The organism is Streptomyces sp. NPDC002884 (assembly GCF_040295245.1).
Taxonomy (GTDB): Bacteria; Actinomycetota; Actinomycetes; order Streptomycetales; family Streptomycetaceae; genus Streptomyces.
Genome location: NZ_JBEOVB010000006.1, coordinates 104305 through 123531, shown reverse-complemented (window position 1 = coordinate 123531; position 19227 = coordinate 104305). Strand labels below are relative to the sequence as shown.

Annotated in this window: 13 protein-coding genes; 7 read left to right on the top strand and 6 right to left on the bottom strand. The window is 70.5% G+C overall.

Annotation, left to right across the window (positions count from 1 at the left end; all coding sequences use genetic code 11):
• Window positions 1-12: 12 nt before the first annotated feature.
• A complete protein-coding gene (locus ABT070_RS15210; protein WP_351759902.1) occupies window positions 13-708 on the bottom strand; it encodes a 4'-phosphopantetheinyl transferase family protein in 696 nt (231 codons plus the stop codon).
• Entirely contained in the window at window positions 705-1565 is an 861-nt protein-coding gene (locus ABT070_RS15205) for a metallophosphoesterase family protein (protein ID WP_351759900.1), read from the bottom strand. The genes ABT070_RS15210 and ABT070_RS15205 overlap by 4 nt, the downstream gene beginning before the upstream one ends.
• Window positions 1566-1914: 349 nt before the next feature.
• Between ABT070_RS15205 and ABT070_RS15200 the strand changes: the two genes are divergently transcribed.
• Together ABT070_RS15200 and ABT070_RS15195 are read left to right on the top strand one after the other, a co-directional pair.
• Window positions 1915-3066, top strand: coding sequence for an ATP-grasp domain-containing protein (locus ABT070_RS15200; RefSeq protein ID WP_351759897.1), 1152 nt, complete (start codon window positions 1915-1917; stop codon window positions 3064-3066).
• A gap of 207 nt (window positions 3067-3273) precedes the next feature.
• A complete protein-coding gene (locus ABT070_RS15195; protein WP_351759894.1) occupies window positions 3274-4962 on the top strand; it encodes a fibronectin type III domain-containing protein in 1689 nt (562 codons plus the stop codon).
• 332 nt (window positions 4963-5294) lie between these two features.
• Here ABT070_RS15195 and ABT070_RS15190 read toward each other — a convergent pair whose 3' ends face one another.
• From ABT070_RS15190 to ABT070_RS15175, 4 genes are all read right to left on the bottom strand, one after another.
• Window positions 5295-6545, bottom strand: a complete 1251-nt coding sequence (locus ABT070_RS15190; RefSeq protein WP_351759892.1) for an alpha-L-fucosidase — start codon at window positions 6543-6545, stop codon at window positions 5295-5297.
• Window positions 6546-6628: 83 nt separating this feature from the next.
• The gene (locus tag ABT070_RS15185; protein ID WP_351759889.1) at window positions 6629-9700 is read right to left on the bottom strand and encodes an alpha-mannosidase; all 3072 of its coding nucleotides are present in this window, start codon (window positions 9698-9700) and stop codon (window positions 6629-6631) included.
• Between the two features lie 99 nt (window positions 9701-9799).
• Window positions 9800-11137, bottom strand: a complete 1338-nt coding sequence (locus ABT070_RS15180) for a 6-phospho-beta-glucosidase (protein WP_351759886.1) — start codon at window positions 11135-11137, stop codon at window positions 9800-9802.
• Window positions 11134-11898: a DeoR/GlpR family DNA-binding transcription regulator gene (locus ABT070_RS15175; protein ID WP_020129352.1), complete on the bottom strand. Its 765-nt coding sequence runs from the start codon at window positions 11896-11898 to the stop codon at window positions 11134-11136. Before ABT070_RS15175 ends, ABT070_RS15180 begins: the two co-directional genes overlap by 4 nt.
• Window positions 11899-12055: 157 nt before the next feature.
• Here ABT070_RS15175 and ABT070_RS15170 point away from each other — a divergent pair, with 157 nt between their 5' ends.
• The 5 genes from ABT070_RS15170 (at window position 12056) to ABT070_RS15150 (ending at window position 19220) form a co-directional block, all read left to right on the top strand.
• Window positions 12056-13075 (top strand): carbohydrate kinase family protein, encoded by a 1020-nt coding sequence (locus ABT070_RS15170; protein ID WP_351759883.1) that lies wholly within the window; start codon window positions 12056-12058, stop codon window positions 13073-13075.
• Between the two features lie 93 nt (window positions 13076-13168).
• Window positions 13169-14455, top strand: a complete 1287-nt coding sequence (locus tag ABT070_RS15165) for an ABC transporter substrate-binding protein (protein ID WP_351759881.1) — start codon at window positions 13169-13171, stop codon at window positions 14453-14455.
• On the top strand, window positions 14455-15417 hold the full coding sequence (locus ABT070_RS15160; protein ID WP_351759878.1) for a carbohydrate ABC transporter permease: 963 nt from the start codon (window positions 14455-14457) through the stop codon (window positions 15415-15417). Before ABT070_RS15165 ends, ABT070_RS15160 begins: the two co-directional genes overlap by 1 nt.
• Window positions 15418-15432: 15 nt before the next feature.
• On the top strand, window positions 15433-16296 hold the full coding sequence (locus ABT070_RS15155; protein WP_351759875.1) for a carbohydrate ABC transporter permease: 864 nt from the start codon (window positions 15433-15435) through the stop codon (window positions 16294-16296).
• Window positions 16293-19220: a glycoside hydrolase family 2 TIM barrel-domain containing protein gene (locus ABT070_RS15150; protein WP_351759872.1), complete on the top strand. Its 2928-nt coding sequence runs from the start codon at window positions 16293-16295 to the stop codon at window positions 19218-19220. The genes ABT070_RS15155 and ABT070_RS15150 overlap by 4 nt, the downstream gene beginning before the upstream one ends.
• Window positions 19221-19227: the final 7 nt, after the last annotated feature.

Below are 19227 nucleotides of genomic sequence, written 5' to 3'. Positions count from 1 at the left end.
GCGGTCGCCGCCTCAGCCGTGGTGCACGGTGACCGCCGTGGCCACCAGCCCCCGGCGGACGGTCCAGCGGCCGTCGAAGTGCCCGAGCCGGTGGCCGCCGACCACCGGCCCGGGGACGAGCAGCCGGGCGCGGAAGACGCCGTGCGTGTCCCCGGCGGGGCCGGTGGCGTGGGTGAGGTCGATGTCCGCCTCGCTGAAGTCCAGCCACTTGCGGGTGAGGGGGAACCACGCCTTGTAGACGGACTCCTTGGCGCTGAACAGCAGCCGGTCCCAGTGCACCTCGGGACGCCCCGCCGCCAGCGCTCCGAGCCGCTCCACCTCGGCGGGCAGGGCGACGGCGGACAGGACGCCCTCGGGAAGGGGCTCGTGGGGTTCGGCGTCGATACCGAGGGAGGCCAGGTCGGCGGCCCGGACCAGGGCGGCCGCGCAGTAGCCCTCGCAGTGGGTCATGCTGCCCGTCAGGCCGTCCGGCCACTGCGGGGCGCCGCGCTCGCCGGGCAGCACGGCCTGTGCGGGCACGCCGAGCTTCTCCATGGCGCGCCGGGCGCAGGCGCGTACGACGGTGAACTCGCGGCGGCGCTTGGCGACCGCCCGGGCCACCAGCGCCTCCTCCTGCGGGTACAGCGGCGCGTGCCCGAACTCGCGGACGCCCTCGTCGCCGAAAGCCTCCACCGCCACCACCGACTCCGGCAACAGCTCCTCGATCACTCGGTCCCGGCCTCCCTGGGCAGGATGCGGCGCAGCCGGCCCGGCGGGTGCGTCCGCTTGCGCCATTCACGTGGGTAGCCCACCGACACCTCCTCGAAGCGCACGCCCTCGTGCCAGGTGGTCCGCGGGATGTGGAGGTGGCCGTAGACCATGGTCTCGATCCGGAACCTGCGGTGCCAGTCCGCCGTGAGCCCGGTGCCGCACCACATGGCGAACTCGGGGTGCCACAGCACGTCCATCGGGTGCCGGTGCAGCGGGTAGTGGTTGACGGGGACGACGGGCAGGCCGTCGGGGATCTCGGCGAGCCGCCGCTCGGTCTCGGCGACGCGGGCCCGGCACCAGGCCTCGCGGGTCGGATACGGGTCGGGGTGCAGCAGGTACTCGTCGTTGCAGACGATGCCGGTGCCCTCCGCGTAGGCCAGCCCCTCCTCCTTGGTGGCGCAGCCGGCCGGGAGGAAGGAGTAGTCGTACAGCAGGAAGAACGGCGCGACGACCACCGGGCCGCCGGGGCCCTCCCAGACCGGGTAGGGGTCCTCGGGAGTGGTGACACCCAGGTCGCGGCAGACCTCGACCAGGTGCTCGTAGCGGGCGACCCCGCGCAGGGTGACCGGGTCCGAGGGGTGGGTCCACAGCTCGTGGTTGCCGGGCACCCAGACGACCTTGCGGAAGCGGCCGGCGAGGGTCTTCAGCGCCCAGCGGATGTCGGCCACGTTCTCCGAGACGTCGCCCGCGACCAGCAGCCAGTCCTCGTCCGACTCCGGGGCCATGGCCTCGACCAGAGCGCGGTTCTCCGGATAGCCGATGTGGAGATCGCTGATGGCCAGCAGTTGTCCGGCGCCACCGGCCGTCGACGTCACCTTCCGCCCCCGCTCACTAGCCCACTCTCCGCATCCTCACGAATACACCAGTGCCACCACGAGAACACATTCACGCGTGCGGTACAAGGTCGGATCGGGTCTCCGGCCGGGTCCGGACACGGCCCCACCTGCGCCGCAGCGCGCCCCTACCCGAACACGCGCCTCACGTGAACAAGATCGGAAAATCCGTAACACGCACGTTGCACGCGGCACCCCCGGGAAGCCGTATGATCGCCCCAACACCACCGCCATGGACGTCCCTTCCGCAGGGCGGTTTGGTGACCCACCAATCCCCCTGCCCGGGCCGGGCCCGCTTTGCCCTGCCCGCGAACCGTGAAAGGCGGCCTGCATGGTCTCTCGCGTACGCGTCTGGCTCAACCGCACGTACGCGGAGAACGTGTTCTTCTCGGATCAGCTGCGACGAAATCCCAGTGACCGCGCGGTCGAGATCCACGCCACGCACGGTGACGCCGACTCCCCCGTACTGGCCGCCGCCGACACCGCCGAGCTGGAGCCGGAGGGCCTGTCCCCGGCCGCGTACGTCGAGTACGCCCTCGCGCAGTGCAAGCGCCGCAGCATCGACGTGTTCGTGCCCCGGCTGCACCAGGCGGCCCTCGTGGCCCACCGGGCCGACTTCGACGCGATCGGCACGGCCCTGCTGGCGCCGCCGCCGGAGGCCGTCGCGGTCTTCCACGACAAGGTGATCGCCTACGAGGCCGTGAAGGCGATCGGCGTGCCCGTGCCGCCGTGGTTCCGGGCCCGGACGGCGGACGAACTCGTGGCCGCCGTCGAGGAGTTGGAGGAGGCCGGGCACCGGGCGTGCTTCAAGCCGGCGTCCGGCGCGGGCGGGGTGGGTTTCCGCGTGATCACCCGCACCCCCTTCTCGCTGATGCACCTCAGCGGCTTCCCGAGCCCGTACGTCCAGCTCGACATGGTGGTCGAGGCGCTGCAGCGGGCCGAGGCCGAGGGCGAGGAGCAGATCGACTGGCTGGTCATGCCGCGCCTGGAGCAGCCGGAGGTGTCCGTGGACTGCCTCACCGGCCCGGACAACATCCTGCGGATGGCCATCGGCCGGACGAAGAACGGACGCCGCCGCGGGTTCACCCTGCACGAGCAGTGGCTGGAGCCGGCGCGCCTCATCGCCGAGGGCTTCGGGCTGCACTACCTGTCCAACATCCAGTTCCGGATGTTCGGCGACCACCCGGTCCTGATGGACGTCAACACGCGCCCGGCCGGCGGACTTCACCAGCTCTCGCTGTGCGGCGTCAACGCCCCTTGGGCAGCGGTGCAGTTGGCGCTCGGCGAGGACCCGGGAGAGATCGTGCCGCCGTTCCTGGGGCAGGACTACACGGTGGTGTCGGGGCCGCGTCCGCTGCGCGCGGTCACACTGCCGCACCAGCGGGTGGAGGAGACCGCCGAGCCGCTGCTGCCGGCCGTGCCCGCACCCGCCGACTCCGTCGAGGTGACCACGGCGGGCGCCGCGCAGGCGCTGCCGCTCTAGTCGCTGCCGATCCAGGCACTGCCGCTCCAGGAACGGCCGGCCGGCCGGAGTACCCGAGCAGGAAGACCGAACAGAACATTTCCCTCACCGGTATGGACCAATTCCGTCTCTCTCCTTGACAGGCGGATTGGTCCATACCAACTTTGTTGCGCACCCTCTTGCACTCCCCTGCACTCCCGAACACCCCCATTCCTTCAGGGAGATCGCGTGCGCACCACATCCCTCGGACGCCCATGGCGTCGCTTCCTCGCCCTGCTCGGCACCGCCTGTCTCGCCCTCGCCGGGGCCGTGGCCCTGCCGGGCACCGCTCAGGCGGCCAACATCCTCACCAACCCCGGTCTCGAGTCGGGCGCCCTCTCGCCCTGGTCCTGCACCGGCAACCTCGGCTCCGTCGTCTCCTCGCCCACCCACGGCGGCTCCAAGGCCCTCGCGGGGGCGGTGAGTTCGAGTGACATCGCCAAGTGCAGCCAGACCGTCCCGGTCCAGCCGAGCACCACGTACGCGCTGACCGGCTGGGTGCGCGGCTCCTACGTCTACCTCGGCGTCGACGGCGGTGCCTCCACCTGGGCCTCGTCGCCGTCGGCGTACGGCCGGCTGTCCGTGTCGTTCACCACCGGGGCCTCCCAGACCAGCGCGACGATCTACGTCCACGGCTGGTACGCCCAGGGCACCTACTACGCCGACGACATCAGCCTGGACGGGCCGGGCGGCGGGGGCGGCTCCGACACCCAGGCGCCGACCGCGCCCGGCGGGCTGACCTCGACCGGCAAGACCTCCTCCAGCGTGTCGCTGTCCTGGAACGCCGCCACCGACAACGTGGGCGTCACGGGCTACGACGTGTACAGCGGGTCCGCCAACGTGCTCACCGTCTCCGGCACGTCCGCCACGGTCAGCGGACTGTCCGCGAGCACCGGGTACACCTTCACCGTGAAGGCGCGCGACGCGGCCGGGAACACGTCCGGGGCCTCCAACTCCGTGAGTGTCACGACGAACGCGGGCGGCGGTGGCGGGACCGGGTTCAAGCAGGCCGCGCCCTATCTGTTCGAGGGCTGGGGCGACCCGCCGAGCGTGTCCACGGTGATGAGCTCGACCGGCATCAAGTGGTTCACGATGGCGTTCATGCTGGACGGCGGCGGCTGCAACCCGATGTGGGACAGCAACCGGCCGCTGACCGGCGGTGTCGACCAGAGCGTCATCAACCAGGTGCGCTCTGCGGGCGGTGACATCGTGCCCTCGTTCGGCGGCTGGCAGGGCAGCAAGCTCGGCGCCAACTGCTCCTCGGCGAGCGCGCTGGCGGCCGCGCTCCAGAAGGTGATCGACGCCTACTCCCTCAAGGCGATCGACATGGACATCGAGAACACGGACGAGTTCGAGAACGAGGCCGTACAGGCGCGGATCCTCACCGCCCTGAAGACGGTCAAGGCCAACAACCCGGGCCTGAAGACCATCGTCACCTTCGGGACCTCCACGACCGGCCCGACCTACTACGGCAACCGTCTCATCGAGCAGGCCAAGTCGCTCGGCGCCGACATCGACGTCTTCACCATCATGCCGTTCGACTTCGGCGGCGGTTCCGACATGTACGGCAACACCGTGAACGCCACGGAGGGGCTGAAGAACAAGCTGAAGTCCACCTTCGGCTGGGACGACGCGACCGCCTACGCCCACATCGGCATCTCCGGTATGAACGGCCTGTCGGACCAGCAGGAGAACACCACTCCGGCGATCTGGACCCAGATCCGTGACTGGTCCAACAGCCACCACATCGCCCGGCTCGCCTACTGGGCCGTCAACCGCGACCGGCCGTGCCCGGGCGGTGGCGTCGTGAGCAACTGCTCCGGCATCAGCCAGAGCACCTGGCAGTTCACCTCGATCACGGCCGGCTTCACCGGCTGAGCGTCCTCGGACGAGAGCGGAGAAAGTCCCCCGGACCACGGTCCGGGGGACTTTTTCCGCTAAGGGTGTATCAGGACCCGAGGGACCCGCTCTTAAGAGTGAAGGGCCCCACAGGGGAGCAACCGGGGAAGCACGGGGCTCCAGGGGGAAGCACAGGGATCAACGGGGGAAGTCCGGGAATCGACGGGGGATTCCCGGCGGTACGGGGGATCGGGTCGGTCGGCCGCTGTCACGGGGAGCGGCCGACCGGCCCGAGTCGCTGTGCCCCGCCGGTCGTACGGCCGGCCCCGAGCCCCCTGATGACGCGATCACCGCCGGGCCCGGACGGATCCTCAGAAGCGTCCCGCCCCCCGGTACAGCTCCAGTTCGCCGTCCAGTTCCAGGGCGAGGACCGTGGCGTGCGGGTCCAGGTCGGAACCGGCCGGCGGGTCGATCCACAGCACGCCGACCGCCTCGTGCAGTCCGCCGACGACCCGGTGGCCGAGTTCCGTTCCGGTGCCGAGCACGGTGACCTTGCGGACCGGCGTGACCAGACCCCGGACACCGATCTCGGAACGCGGGAGGTCGAACAGGGTGAGGTAGAGCGTGCGGCGGTCGGCGGAGAGGGTGCTGGGCCCGTAGTGGTGCCCGGCCGGGAGCCCCCGCACCGTCCCGTACACGGCCTCCGCGTGTTTGCGGATCCACTCCCCCAGGCCTTCGAGGCGCTCGACCTGCGGCTGCGGGATGGTGCCGTCCTCCATCGGGCCGACGTCGAGCAGCAGGTTGCCGCCGCCGCCGATGGTCTCGGTGAAGTAGCGGACCAGCCGGGTGAGCGACTTGTGGTGGTGGTCGTGGTGCCGATAGCCCCACGAGTCGTTGATGGTGAGGCACAACTCCCAGGGTCCGGCAGGGGGTTCGATGGGGGCGCCCTGTTCGGGGGTGGCGTAGTCGCCCTCGCTGAGCATGCGGGCGTTGAAGACCACGTCCGGGGAGTACGAGCGGATCAGCGTGGCGAGTTCCTTGATGCGCCACTGCTCCTCGCTGCGGTCCCACTCGCCGTCGAACCACATCAGGTCGGGCCGGTAGCGCGAGGCCAACTCGCGGATCTGACCGTCCCGGTAGGCGATGAACCGTTCCCAGGCCTGGAGGTCCTCGTCCTCGGCGGAGCACTCGGAGTAGCGGTTGTCCTCCATCTCCGGCGGGCGTCCCGGCTTGCGGGTGGTGGCGTAGTCCGGGTGGTTCCAGTCGGAGTGCGAGTAGTACAGACCGACCTTGAGGCCCTTCTCGCGCAGGGCGTCGGCGTAGCCGGTGAGGAAGTCGCGGCCCAGGTTCAGATCGCCGTACGCCGTGTCCCACAGCGCGACGCCGTCGTGGTGGCGACTGGTGAGGACGGCGTATCCGGCGCCGGCGCGGGCGAACAGGTCGGCCCAGGCCCGCGGATCGTAGTGCGCGCCGGTGAAGCGGTCCAGCTGGGACATGTACCGGTCGTGGGGCACGATGTCGTCGTAGAACGACCAGGACTCCTGGACGCCGTCGACGGCGTAGATGCCCCAGTGGACGAAGATCCCCAACTTGGCGTCGGTGAACCAGGGTTGCATGGGCACGGCTGAACTCCTCAGCAGAGCAGAGCACTTCGGGGGCGGGGGGCGGGCGCGCGCCGGGTCGCGCCCGCCCCGGGGGGCCGCTGCTAGCGGCCGGTGGCGGCGCGCTCCAGGCGGAGCGTGAGGATCTGGAACGGCCGCAGCACCACGGCGACCGTGCCGTCCTCACCGACGGCCGCGGACTCCAGCGGCCGTTCGAGCAGGTCGGTCACCTGGGCGCCCGCGAGCGGGAAGCCCGTGCGCAGGGTGCCGGTGGAGCGACCGCCGCGTGACTCGTAGAGCCGGACGACGACGTCCCCGGACTCGTCGTCGGCGAGCTTCACCGCCTCGACGGTGACCCCTTCGCCGTCCACCGAGACGACGGGCTCGGGGGTGGTGTCCGCCGCTTCGGCCACGCGCAGCGGGAGGTTGAGGGAGTAGCCCTCGGCGACCGCGTCCTCGATGCTCGCGCCGGGGAGCAGCGCGTAGCTGAAGCGATGCCGGCCCTGGTCGGCCTCGGGGTCCGGGATCCGCGGGGCGCGGACCAGGCTGAGGCGGACGGTGGTGGTCGTGCCGCCGTCCTCGCGGACCGTGCGGGAGACGTCGTGGCCGTAGGTGGAGTCGTTGATGACCGCGACACCGTAGCCGGGCTCGCCGATGTGCACCCAGCGGTGGCCGGAGACCTCGAACCGGGCCGCCTCCCAGCTGGTGTTGGTGTGGGTGGGGCGCTGGATGTGGCCGAACTGGATCTCGGCGGAGGAGTGCGGCGCCCGGATGTCCACCGGGAAGGCCGCCTTGAGGATCTTCTCCGCCTCGTGCCAGTCGATGTCGGTCTCGAAGTCGACACGGGGGCTGCCGGCCCGGAGCGTGATGGTCTGGGTGATCGTCGAGCCCTTGCCGAAGGAGCGGGTGACCCGGATCGCGCCGACGAGCGGACCCTCCTCGACGACCGTCACCGCGTCCGGCTCCAGCAGGTCGGTGTACCGGTTCTGGTAGTGCTTGTCGATGTCCCAGGCGTCCCAGTAGTTCGGGAGGTCGGTGTGCAGACGCAGCAGGTTGCCCTGGTCGGCGAGGACTTCACGGTCGGCCCGCAGGTCGTGGACGGACGACAGGGTGCCGTCCTCCGCGACCTTTACACGCACCAGCCCGTTGTCGAGGACGCGCCCGGAGACCGTCACCGGCCGCGGGGGCTCCGCGCCGGTCAGCGGCGCGCTGCCGTTCGCGGGCACCTCGACGTAGGCCGGCGCGCCCTCGGGCGTGCGCACCACCTCGGCACGGCCGTACGGGCTGGTGTTGAACACCCGGAGCGAGCCGTCCTGCCGTCCGCCGCCCAGCGCGGCGACCGCCTCGGCCGTCAGCACCTCCAGCTCCTCGGCGACCCGCGCGTACTCGGCCTCCGCCTCGCGGTGCACCCAGGCGATCGAGGAGCCCGGCAGGATGTCGTGGAACTGGTGCAGCAGCACCGTCTTCCAGAGCCGGTCGAGCTTCGCGTACGGGTAGGCGTAGCCCGGCGCGTGCAGTGCGGCCGTCGTCGCCCACAACTCCGCCTCGCGCAGCTTGTGTTCACTGCGGCGGTTGCCCTGCTTGGTGCGGGCCTGGGTGGTGTACGTGGCCCGGTGCAGCTCCAGGTAGAGCTCGCCGACCCAGACGGGGGCGTCCGGGTACTCCTCGCGGGCCTTCGCGAAGAAGGTGTCGGGGTGCTCGACGACGACCTTCGGCGAGCCCTCCAGGTCGGCCAGCCGGCGCGCCCGTTCCATGATCTCGCGGGTGGGACCGCCACCGCCGTCGCCCCAGCCGAAGGGGGCGAGCGAACGCGTACCGCCGCCCTTCTCCGAGTAGTTGCGCACGGCGCGGTCCATCTCCTCGCCGCTGAACCGCGCGTTGTAGGTGTCGACGGGCGGGAAGTGGGTGAAGATGCGGGTGCCGTCGATGCCCTCCCACCAGAAGGTGTGGTGGGGGAACTTGTTCGTCTGGTTCCAGGAGATCTTCTGGGTGAGGAACCAGTCGTTCCCGGCGAGCTTGGCGAGCTGCGGGTAGGCGGCGTTGTAGCCGAAGGAGTCCGGCAGCCAGACGCCCTTGGTCTCGATGCCGAAGTGCTCGATGAAGAACCGCTTGCCGTGGACCAGTTGGCGGGCGATCGCCTCGCCGCCGGGCAGGTTGCCGTCGGATTCGACCCACATGCCGCCGACCGGCGCCCACTGCCCCTTCTTCACCGACTCCTGGATGCGCGCCCACACCTGGGGGTAGTTGTCGCGCACCCACTCGTACTGCTGGGCCTGCGAGCAGGCGAAGATGAAGTCGTCGTACTCCTCGGCGAGCGAGGTGACGTTGGAGAAGGTGCGGGAGGTCTTGCGCTTCGTCTCGCGGATCGGCCACAGCCAGGCGGAGTCGATGTGCGCGTGACCGACGCCGGAGATGGTGTGGGCGCTGGCGTGGGCGGGGCTGGCCAGCACGGGCGCGAGGACCTCGCGGACGGCCGCGGCGCTGCCGGAGACGTCGTCCAGGTCGAGGGCGTCCATGGCGCGGTCCAGGGCGTGCATGATCTCGTGGCGGCGCGGCTCGTGCTCGCCGAGGTGGACCATCAGCTCGCGCAGCACCTGGAGGTCGAGATCGAGGTGCCAGACCTGCTCGTCGAGGACGGCGATGTCGGCACGGCGGAATGTGTACAGTGGCCGGTCGCCCGCTGTCAGTACATCGCCCAGCAGGGTCGGACCCGCGAAGTCGTTCGCCAGGATGTCCGGGTTGGAGGCCGCCTCGACCAGGTAGTCGATGCTCTCCCCGCCCGTCGCCGGGTTGCCGATCGGCACGTACTGGTTGAGCGGGTTGACCGCCTTCAGCGGCGTTCCGTCGGTCAGGTGGACGAGGGCCTCGGCCTGGTTGCCGGGCCAGTCGCCCACGAACCCGAGGTCGATGACGGCCTCGACGCGCCGGCCGGCCCACTCGGCGGGCACCTGCCCGCGCATCCGGAACCAGGTGGTGCCCCACGGCGGGCCCCACGGGGTGCCCATCGCGAAGGGCTCGTAGGCGGCGGCCTCGGCCTCCGCGAAGGGGACGGGCTCCCCCGGCGCCTGCCAGGCCTCGACCTCGAAGGGGACGTGGGCCGCGTAGATCGCGGGCTTGACGCGCTGGTTGTGGACGCGCTCGACGCGCTCCTCGATGCGGCGGCGTTCGTCATGCATGGGGAATCTCCAGAGAGGGACCACGAGGGGCGGGGAGGCCGGAGGGCCGGGGGACGAGCTGCTCGGAGGGAGGCGGGGAAAGCGCTTTCCCTCCGAGACTCACCTAAGGTACGCCAGCCCGGGATGGACGTCGGTGTAGCCCTCGACCAGCTTGCGGGCCACGTTCACCGAGTCGACCAGCGGATGCAGCGCGAACGCCTTCACGGCCGTCGTGCGGGAGCCGGACTCGGCGGCGGCCAGCACCTCGCGCTCGACCCCCTTCACCGCGCAGACCAGCCCGGTGGCATGGTCGGGCAGCGGGGCCACGGCCACCGGGTGCGCGCCGTTGGCGTCGACGAGGCAGGGCACCTCGATGACGGCGTCCGCGTCCAGCACCGAGAGGGTGCCCTGGTTGCGTACGTTGAGGATCAGGGTCGTGCGCTCGTCCCGGGCGATGGCCCGCATCAGGGCGAGGGCCACCTTCTCGTAACCGCCGGAGAGGTCGTCCGCGTCGCGCTCGCCGGCGCCGGCCGTCTCCCGGTTCTCGGCCATGTAGGTGGCCTCGCGTTCGGCGCGGGTGCGGTCCCAGGCGGTCAGGGCCGCGGCGTCGGGGCGCTTCATCTCCTCGTAGAAGCGGGCCTGCTGGTCGGCCAGGAAGGCGCCGCGGGTCTTCTCGACCTGCTGGTAGGCCCGTACGGCTTCCCGGTTGAAGTAGTAGTAGTGCAGATACTCGTTGGGGATGGCGCCGAGCGACTGGAGCCAGTCGACGCCGAAGAGCTTGCCCTCCTCGAAGGAGCCGAGCAGGTCGGGGTCGGCGAGCAGCCGCGGGAGCTCGTCACGGCCGGCGACCCGCAGACCGCGGACCCAGCCGAGGTGGTTGAGACCGACGTAGTCGATCCACGCCTCCTTCGGCTCCGCGCCGAGCACGCGGGCGATCCGGCGGCCGAGCCCGACCGGCGAGTCGCAGATGCCGATCACCCGGTCGCCGAGGTGGCGGGACATGGCCTCGGTGACCAGGCCCGCCGGGTTGGTGAAGTTGATGACCCAGGCGTCGGGGGCCAGGCGGGCCACCCGCCGGGCGATGTCGACGGCGACGGGAACCGTCCGCAGACCGTAGGCGATGCCTCCCGCGCCGACCGTCTCCTGACCCAGGACGCCCTCGGCCAGGGCCACCCGCTCGTCGTTCGCGCGGCCTTCGAGGCCGCCGACGCGGATCGCGGAGAAGACGAAGTCGGCGCCGCGCAGGGCCTCGTCGAGGTCGGTGGTGGCGGTCACCCGGGGCGCGTCGGGGACGACGGCCGCCTGCTCGTTCAGTACACGGGCGACCGCATACAGCCGGCTGTCGTCCAGATCGTGCAGAACCACTTCCGTGACCCGGCCCTCGGCGCGGTCCGTCAGGAGCGCCCCGTACACGAGCGGCACCCGGAACCCGCCGCCGCCCAGAATCGTCAGTTTCACGCTTGCACCTTTCCTGCCACGACCACCTCGACGCCCGCCTCCTCGAAGGAGGACCGGGTCGCCGGATCGACCGGCGTGTTCGTCACCACCACGTCCAGGTCCTCGGGACCGCAGACCTTCGCCATGCCCGTACCCGGGAACTTCGCCGAGTCGGCGAGCAGGACGACCTTGTCACCGGCCTTGATCATGGCCCGTTTCACCGGCACCTCGACGACCGTCGTGTCCATCACCTGCCCGCCGGGGCGCACTCCACTGGTACCGAGGAACAGCCAGTCGGCATGCAGCTGGCGCAGGTTGTCCTCGGTGAGGAAACCGACCAGGGAGCGGTACTCGCGGCGGACCATGCCGCCGAGCAGGACCAGCTCGATGCCCTCGTCGTCGGCGAGCTCCTCGTAGACCACGAGGTTGCTGGTGATGACCGTCAGCCGGCGCCCGTGCAGCTGCCGGGCCAGGCGGTAGGCGGTGGTGCCGATGTCGAGGAGGACCGACTGACCGTCGGCGACCATCGCCGCCGCGTGGGCGGCTATGGCGTCCTTCTCGCCCACCCGCACCTCGGCGACCTCGGCGAAGGGCTGGTCGCCCTCCTCCGCGACGGCGCCGCCGTGCACCCGGGTGAGCAGGCCGTCCTCCTCCAGTTTCACCAGGTCACGCCTGATCGTGGCCGGGCTCACACCCAGCTGTTCGGAGAGATCGGTCACGGCTGCGGGGCCACCGGAGCGCAGGGCCCGCAGGATGAGTTGATGTCGTCGTTCTGCCAGCACGGCGTGAACACTACTCGTCATCTTCAATCAAATCCATGCTCACTTCTGCTGAGGTATTGACCAATCTCGCCGAGGGGCGCACGATTCCGGTCACCGAATTGAAGAGTTCTGACGAGCTCCCCCACGGGACGAGCTCCCCCGACGAGGAGGATGTGCGGTGGACGACGACCGGCCCGAGGTACTGCTCACCGGGCTGCTCTTCTACGACCTCGTCCTCACGGGGCTCGGCGGGCCGCCGACGCCGGGCGAGGAGATCTGGACGGCCGGCATGGGCTGCGGCCCCGGCGGCATCGCCAACCTCGCGGTGGCCGCGTCCCGCTTCGGCCTGCGGACCTCGCTGGCCACGGTCTTCGGCGACGACTTCTACGGCGCCCACTGTCACGAGGTCCTCGCGGGGCAGGAGGGCGTCGACCTCACCCTGTCGCGGGTGGCGGACGGCTGGCACACACCGGTCACCGTAGCCCTCGCGCACGGGCACGACCGGGCCCTGGTCACCCACGGCCAGGAGCCACCGTACTCGCAGGACACGCTGATGGGCGACCCGCCCGAGGCGCGCACGGCCCTCGTGCACCTCGAGGCGGAACCGCGCGCCTGGCTCGCCAAGGCGGCCGCGAACGGCACCCAGATCTACGCCGACGTGGGCTGGGACCCCACCCGGCAGTGGTCCACCGACCTGCTCGACCAGCTCGCCCTGTGCCACGCCTTCCTGCCCAACGAGACCGAGGCGATGGCGTACACCCGCACCGACAGCGCGCTCGCCGCGCTCGGCACGCTCGCGGAACTGGTGCCGGTCGCCGTGGTCACCCGGGGCGCCGACGGCGCGATCGCGGTCGATCAGGCGACCGGGGAGTTTGCCGAGGTCCCCGCCCTTGACATCGATGTCCTGGACGCGACGGGCGCCGGCGACGTGTTCGGCGCGAGCTTCGTGGCCGCTTCGCTCGGCGGCTGGCCGCTGGTGGAACGGCTGCGGTTCGCCGTCCTCGCCGCCGGGCTCTCCGTACAGCACCACGGCGGGGCACTGGCGGCCCCCGGCTGGTACGGCGTCGACCACTGGTGGCGCTCGCTGCGCGACCCCGAGCTCAAAAAGGCGTACGGCTTCCTCGCCGACCGCATCCCGGCGGACGTGGGGCCGCCCGTGCGGTACGCGCCGGTCACCCCGCCCGCCCCGCGGTCCTGACCGCGCCCGCATCCAGAAGACAACCCCACGCATGCCCCTCGAATTGCACCCCGTCTGCGAAGACGCGAACAGATCCGAAAGGCGGTGGGAGCTGTGCGGCTCTCACGTAGAGGCCTGCTCCGTGCGGGCCTGGCCGGTTCGGCCGCCACGGCGCTCGGCGGCCTGGCGTCCGGCTGTGCCGTTCCGACCGGTTCGACCGGCCGGAACATGGTCCTGTGGTACTGGGACGGAGGCCTGGGCGACACGGTCGTCAAGAACGCCAGGGCCCGCTACGACAGCTCGGTCGACCTCCAGGCCATCAAGATCGGCGGCTACTACCGGTCGAAACTGATCACCACGATGGCCGGCCGCGCCCATGTCCCCGACATCGCGGGCCTCAAGGGCGAGGACATGGCGTCCTATCTGCCCAACGCCGACCAGTTCGTGGACCTGCGCACACTCGGCGCGGACACGTACAAGTCGCGGTACCTGCCCTGGAAGTGGGAGCAGGGCATCGCCGACGACGGCACGATGGTCGGCTTCCCGATCGACTGCGGGCCGGTGGCGCACTTCTACCAGTACGCCGTCTTCCGCAAGGCAGGCCTGCCCTACGAACCGGCCGACGTGTCGCAGGAGCTCGACACCTGGGAGAAGTTCTTCGCGGCGGGCGAGCGGCTCCGGCAGCGGATACCGGGGACCTTCCTGCTCACCGACGTCAACAGCGTCTTCGAGAACGTGGTCCAGCAGGGCAGCGCGCGCTACGTCGACAAGGACCGCCACTTCATCGGGGACCAGGAGCATGTGCGCAACGCCTGGGCACTAGCCGTGGAGGCCAAACAGCGCAAGATCGTGTCGAACCTGGTCAACGGCACCCCCGACCAGCTGTCGGCCGTCGAGGACGGCAAGCTGCCGAGTCAGCTCGGCGCCTCCTGGGCCACCAGCGACATCAAGAACGGCGTACCGAAGACCAAGGGCCGGTGGCGGGTGGCCGACATGCCCGTGCGGCCCTCCAACAACGGCGGCTCCTTCCTGTCGGTCACCAAGGCGTGCCGGGAACCCGAGCGCGCGTTCCAGATCATCAGCTGGATGCTCGACGCGGGCAACCAGGCGCAGGGGTTCGTGGACGCGGGGCTCTTCCCCTCCACCCCCGCCTCGTACGACCTGAAGCAGGTGCGCCAGCCGGACGAGTTCTTCGGCGGGCAGGTCACGATGGACATCTTCGGTCCGGCCGCGCAGAAGATCGTGGTCGCCTACAACAGCCCGTTCGACATCGCGCTCGGGCAGCCCATCAAGGACGAGATCAAGAACGTCGGCGTCCTCGGCAAGGACCCGGAGCAGGCCTGGAGTGACGCCATGAGCAAATGCCGGCGCATCGCGAAGCACCTGGGGGTGAGCTACTGATGGCCACCCTCCGCACGCTGGAGAAGCCCCCGGCGGTCGTGGCGGACGTGCCCGTCACCCGGCCCCGGACGGGCTTCAGGAAGTACTGGCACCTCTACGCCGCGATCTCCCCCTTCTATCTGCTCTTCCTCTGCTTCGGTCTGATCCCGGTCGGCTTCTCGCTCTACCTCTCCTTCCACCGCTGGGACGGCCTCGGCTCGATGGAGTGGGCCGGCCTTTCCCAGTACCAGTACCTGCTGAACGACTCCGAGTTCTGGAGCTCGATCGGGACCACGATCGTCATCTGGGCGCTGGCCACCTTCCCCATGATCTTCCTGGCGATGGTGACGGCCGTGATGCTCAACTCGGCGGTCCGTTTCAAGAACCTCTACCGCGTCGCCTACTTCCTGCCGAACGTCACCTCGGTCGTGGCGATCGCGATCATCTTCGGCTCGGTCTTCTCCACCAACTTCGGCCTGGTGAACGCGTTCCTCCAGGCAATCGGTTTCGACCAGATCGCCTGGCTGAACACACCGTGGGGCATCAAGATCGCCATCGCGACGCTGATGACCTGGCAGTGGACCGGTTACAACGCGATCATCTTCCTCGCCGGGCTGCAGACCGTCCCGAGCGAGCTGTACGAGGCGGCGCGCATGGACGGCGCGGGACCGGTGCAGACCTTCTTCCGGATCACGCTGCCGATGATGCGGCCGGTGCTGCTGTTCGTGCTCGTCGTGTCCACGGTCACCGGTCTGCAGAGCTTCTCCGAACCGCAGGTACTGCTCCAGAACACCTCGAACGACTCGACGTTCTCGGGCGGTCCGGGCCACGCCGGCCGGACGATGGTCCTCTACTTCTTCCAGCAGACCTTCGACAACAACGACTTCGGCTACGGCGCCGCCGTGGCATGGGGCATCTTCCTCGTCGTCGTCCTCTTCTCGATCATCAACTGGCGCCTGGTGCAGCGCCGGGGCGAAGAATAGGGAGGCCCGCACACCATGGCATCCACCCAAGAAACACGGCGCACCCAGCGGATCGACGGATCCCGGCGCAGAGGCATCGGGCTGCACGCCGCCCTCGTCGTCGGCGTCCTGCTCTCGGCCTTCCCGTTCTACTGGGCCGTGATCATGTCGACGCACACGTCGTCGGAGATCTTCTCCTACCCGCCCAAGCTGCTGCCCGGCACGCACTTCCTGGAAAACGTGCGCAGCCTTTTCGACAACATCGACTTCTTCGGCTCGATGTTCAACTCGCTGCTGGTGGCGGGATCGGTGACCTTCCTGGTCCTGTTCTTCGACTCGCTGGCCGCCTTCGTCTTCGCCAAATTCGAGTTTCCGGGCAAGCGGTTGCTGTTCGTGTTGCTCATGTTCATCTTCATGGTCCCGGCGCAGCTCCAGGCCATCCCCCAGTTCGTCATCATGGCGAAGCTCGGCTGGATCGGCTCGATGACGGCACTGATCGTGCCGGCGGCCGCCAACGCGTTCGGCATCTTCTGGATGCGCCAGTACATGAAGGGCGCGATCCACGACGAGCTCCTCGACGCCTCCCGCATCGACGGCGCGAACTTCCTGCGCCAGTACTGGCACGTGGCCCTCCCGGTGGTCCGGCCCGGCCTGGCCTTCCTCGGCATCTTCACCTTCATGGGCCAGTGGAACGACTACGCCTGGCCCCTGATCGCCCTCACCAATCCGGACAACGTGACGCTCCAGGTCGCGCTGTCCCAGCTCAACGGCACCCACGGCACGACAGACTACGGAATGGTCATGACGGGCGCGCTGCTCGCCCTCGTCCCCCTGTTGATCGTGTTCGCGATCGGCGCCCGTCAGATGATCGGCGACCTCGCGAAGGGCGCGATCAAGTGAGCGATCCGCTGCTGGCACTGCGCCCCTGGGAGGCACCCGAGGTGACCTCGTGGGGACGGCTGCCCATGAACGCCGTCGACCGGCGCTCCGGAGCAAACTCCCTGGACGGCGACTGGCGGTTTCGGTTGCTGTCCGCTCCGGACGCGCCGGTCGGCGGTCCCTGGTCGACGGCGTACGTGCCCGGCGTATGGACCATGCAGACCGTCCACGGCGCCGACGACCTTCCGCGGTATCTGAACGTCCGTATGCCGTTCGCGGAATTCCCCCCGCTGTCGCCCGCGGACAATCCGACGGGCGTGTACGAGCGGGAGATCGACATCCCCGCCGAGTGGGCCGGGCGCCGCGTCGTCCTCCAGGTCGGGGCGGCCGAGAGCGTGCTGCTGGTCCATGTGGACGGGCGGCCCGTCGGCATCTCCAAGGACTCTCATCTGGCGGCCGAGTTCGATCTGTCGGGCGTCGTACGCCCGGGCGGCCGGTCCGTGGTGCGGCTGACGGTCGTCAAGTGGTCGGACGCCTCGCACCTCGAGGACCAGGACCACTGGTGGCATGCCGGGATCACCCGCTCGGTGCTGCTGTACGCCACCGACCCGCTGCGGCTGGCCGACGTGACCGTGCGGGCCGCGCGGGACGGCGAGCTGCGGGTCGACTGCCAGGTACGGGACTCGGGCGGAGCGCTGCCCGCGGGCTGGTACGTCAGCGGCGAACTGGACGGGCTGCCACTGGCCCAGGACGCGGAGTTCGACCTGGCCAACGCCGAGGAGGAGCGCGTCTCCGCCTTCCTCGGCGAGGCACGGCTGCGCGCGCGGGTGCCCGAGGTGCGCACCTGGACGGCCGAGACGCCCGAGCTGTACGGCCTGACGGTCCGGCTGCACCGCGCCGACGGCACCGTCGCCGACACCTCCCGCCACCGGGTCGGCTTCCGCGACGTGGCGATCGTCGGCCGGGACCTTCTGGTCAACGGCGAGCGGGTCTTCATCCGGGGGGTGAACCGGCACGACTTCCACCCCCTGACCGGACGCACGGTGTCGTACGACGACATGCGCGCGGACCTGGTGCTGCTGAAGCGTTTCGGCTTCAACGCGATCCGCACCGCGCACTACCCGAACGACCCCACGCTGTACGACCTCGCCGACGAACTCGGGTTCTACGTCGTCGACGAGGCGGACATCGAGTCCCACGACCACGCCCACGAGATCGCCGACGACCCGCGCTATCTGAACGCCTTCGTCGACCGGGTCTCGCGGATGGTGCTGCGGGACAAGAACCACCCGTCGGTCATCATCTGGTCGCTGGGCAACGAGTCCGACTACGGCGCCAACCACGACGCCGCCGCGGGCTGGGTGCGCCGGCACGACCCGACCCGGCCGTTGCAGTACGAGGGGGCCGCCAAGCGCGGCTGGGCCGACCCGGAGGTCGCCTCCGACATCGCCTGCCCGATGTACGCGCCCCTGGAGGACTGCGTGGCGCACGCGCTGTCCGGGCAGCAGACCAAGCCGCTCATCCAGTGCGAGTACTCCCACGCGATGGGCAACAGCAACGGCACGCTGGCCGACCACTGGGCCGCCATCGAGGTCACCCCGGGTCTTCAGGGCGGGTTCATCTGGGAGTTCTGGGACCACGGCATCCTCCAGCGTGTGAACGACGGAAGACCGGTCGGGCGTGGGGGCGCCGGACTCTATGACAACGCTGTCGCCGCGCCCGGACACCGCTGGGCGTACGGCGGCGACTTCGGCGAGAAGGACCACGACGGCGCGTTCGTCGCGGACGGTGTCGTCTTTCCCGACCGCACCCCGAAACCGGTGATGTACGAGCACCGGGAACTCTCCGCACCGGTACGGCTGCAGGGCGTCCGGCCGGAGGGGGTGACGGTCTCCAACCACCAGCACTTCCGGGGCCTGGAGTGGCTCGCGGGCGAGTGGGAGCTGTCGCTCGCCGACGGCTCGACGCTCACCGCGCCGGCCGAGCTGCCCGAGCTGCGGCCGGGCGGGACGGCCGTGGTGCCGCTGCCGTTCGCGTTGCCGGACGACGGCGGCGAGGCCTGGCTGACCCTGCGGGTGACGACGGCGCAGGATCTGCCGTGGGCTCCGCGGGGCACTCGGGTCTGCACACCGCAGGTGCGGCTGCGGGCGCCGGCGCCCGTCGAGGACCCGGCGGGTTCCGGCCGCGTCGAGATCGACGCCGACGGACTCCTCGTCCACCCCCTGCTGACCGCCGCGCCCGCGCTGTCGCTGTGGCGGGCGCCCACCGACAACGACGAGCTGGGCGGGACGGCGCTGCGCTGGCGGACGTGGGGCCTGGACGCCCTCGTGCGCAGGCTGGTGTCCGTGCGCCAGGAGGGCGACGGGGTGACCGTGCTCGCCGAGTACGCCGGCACCACCGGCGTCGTCCGGCACCGGCAGGTCTTCACACCGGTCGAGGGCGGCATCCGGATCGACGAACAGGCCGAGCTGCCCATGGAGTTCGACGATGTGGCGCGCGTCGGGTCGGTCTTCGAGACGGTGGCGGGACTCGACCTGCTGGAGTGGTTCGGGCAGGGCCCCTGGGAGTCGTACCCCGACCGGAGCGCAGGCGCGCCGGTGGGCCATCACCACGCCCCGGTGGACGAGTTGTTCACCCCGTACCTGCGTCCGCAGGAGAGCGGCGGCCGGCACGGCGTGCGGCGCTTCACGCTCTCCGCGCCGGACGCCACGGGCCTCGCCGTCACGCTGGACGAGCCGCGCCAGGTCAGCGTCACGCGCTACCGCGCGGAGGATCTGACGGCCGTCACCCACCACGACGAACTCGTCCCGCGCCCCGGCTGCGTGGTGCACCTCGACGCGGCGCACCGCGGCCTCGGCACGGCGTCGTGCGGCCCCGACACCTTCCCCTCCTACCTCGTCGCACCGGGCGTCCACCGCTGGAGCTGGACCCTGCGCGTCCTCTGAACCCCCT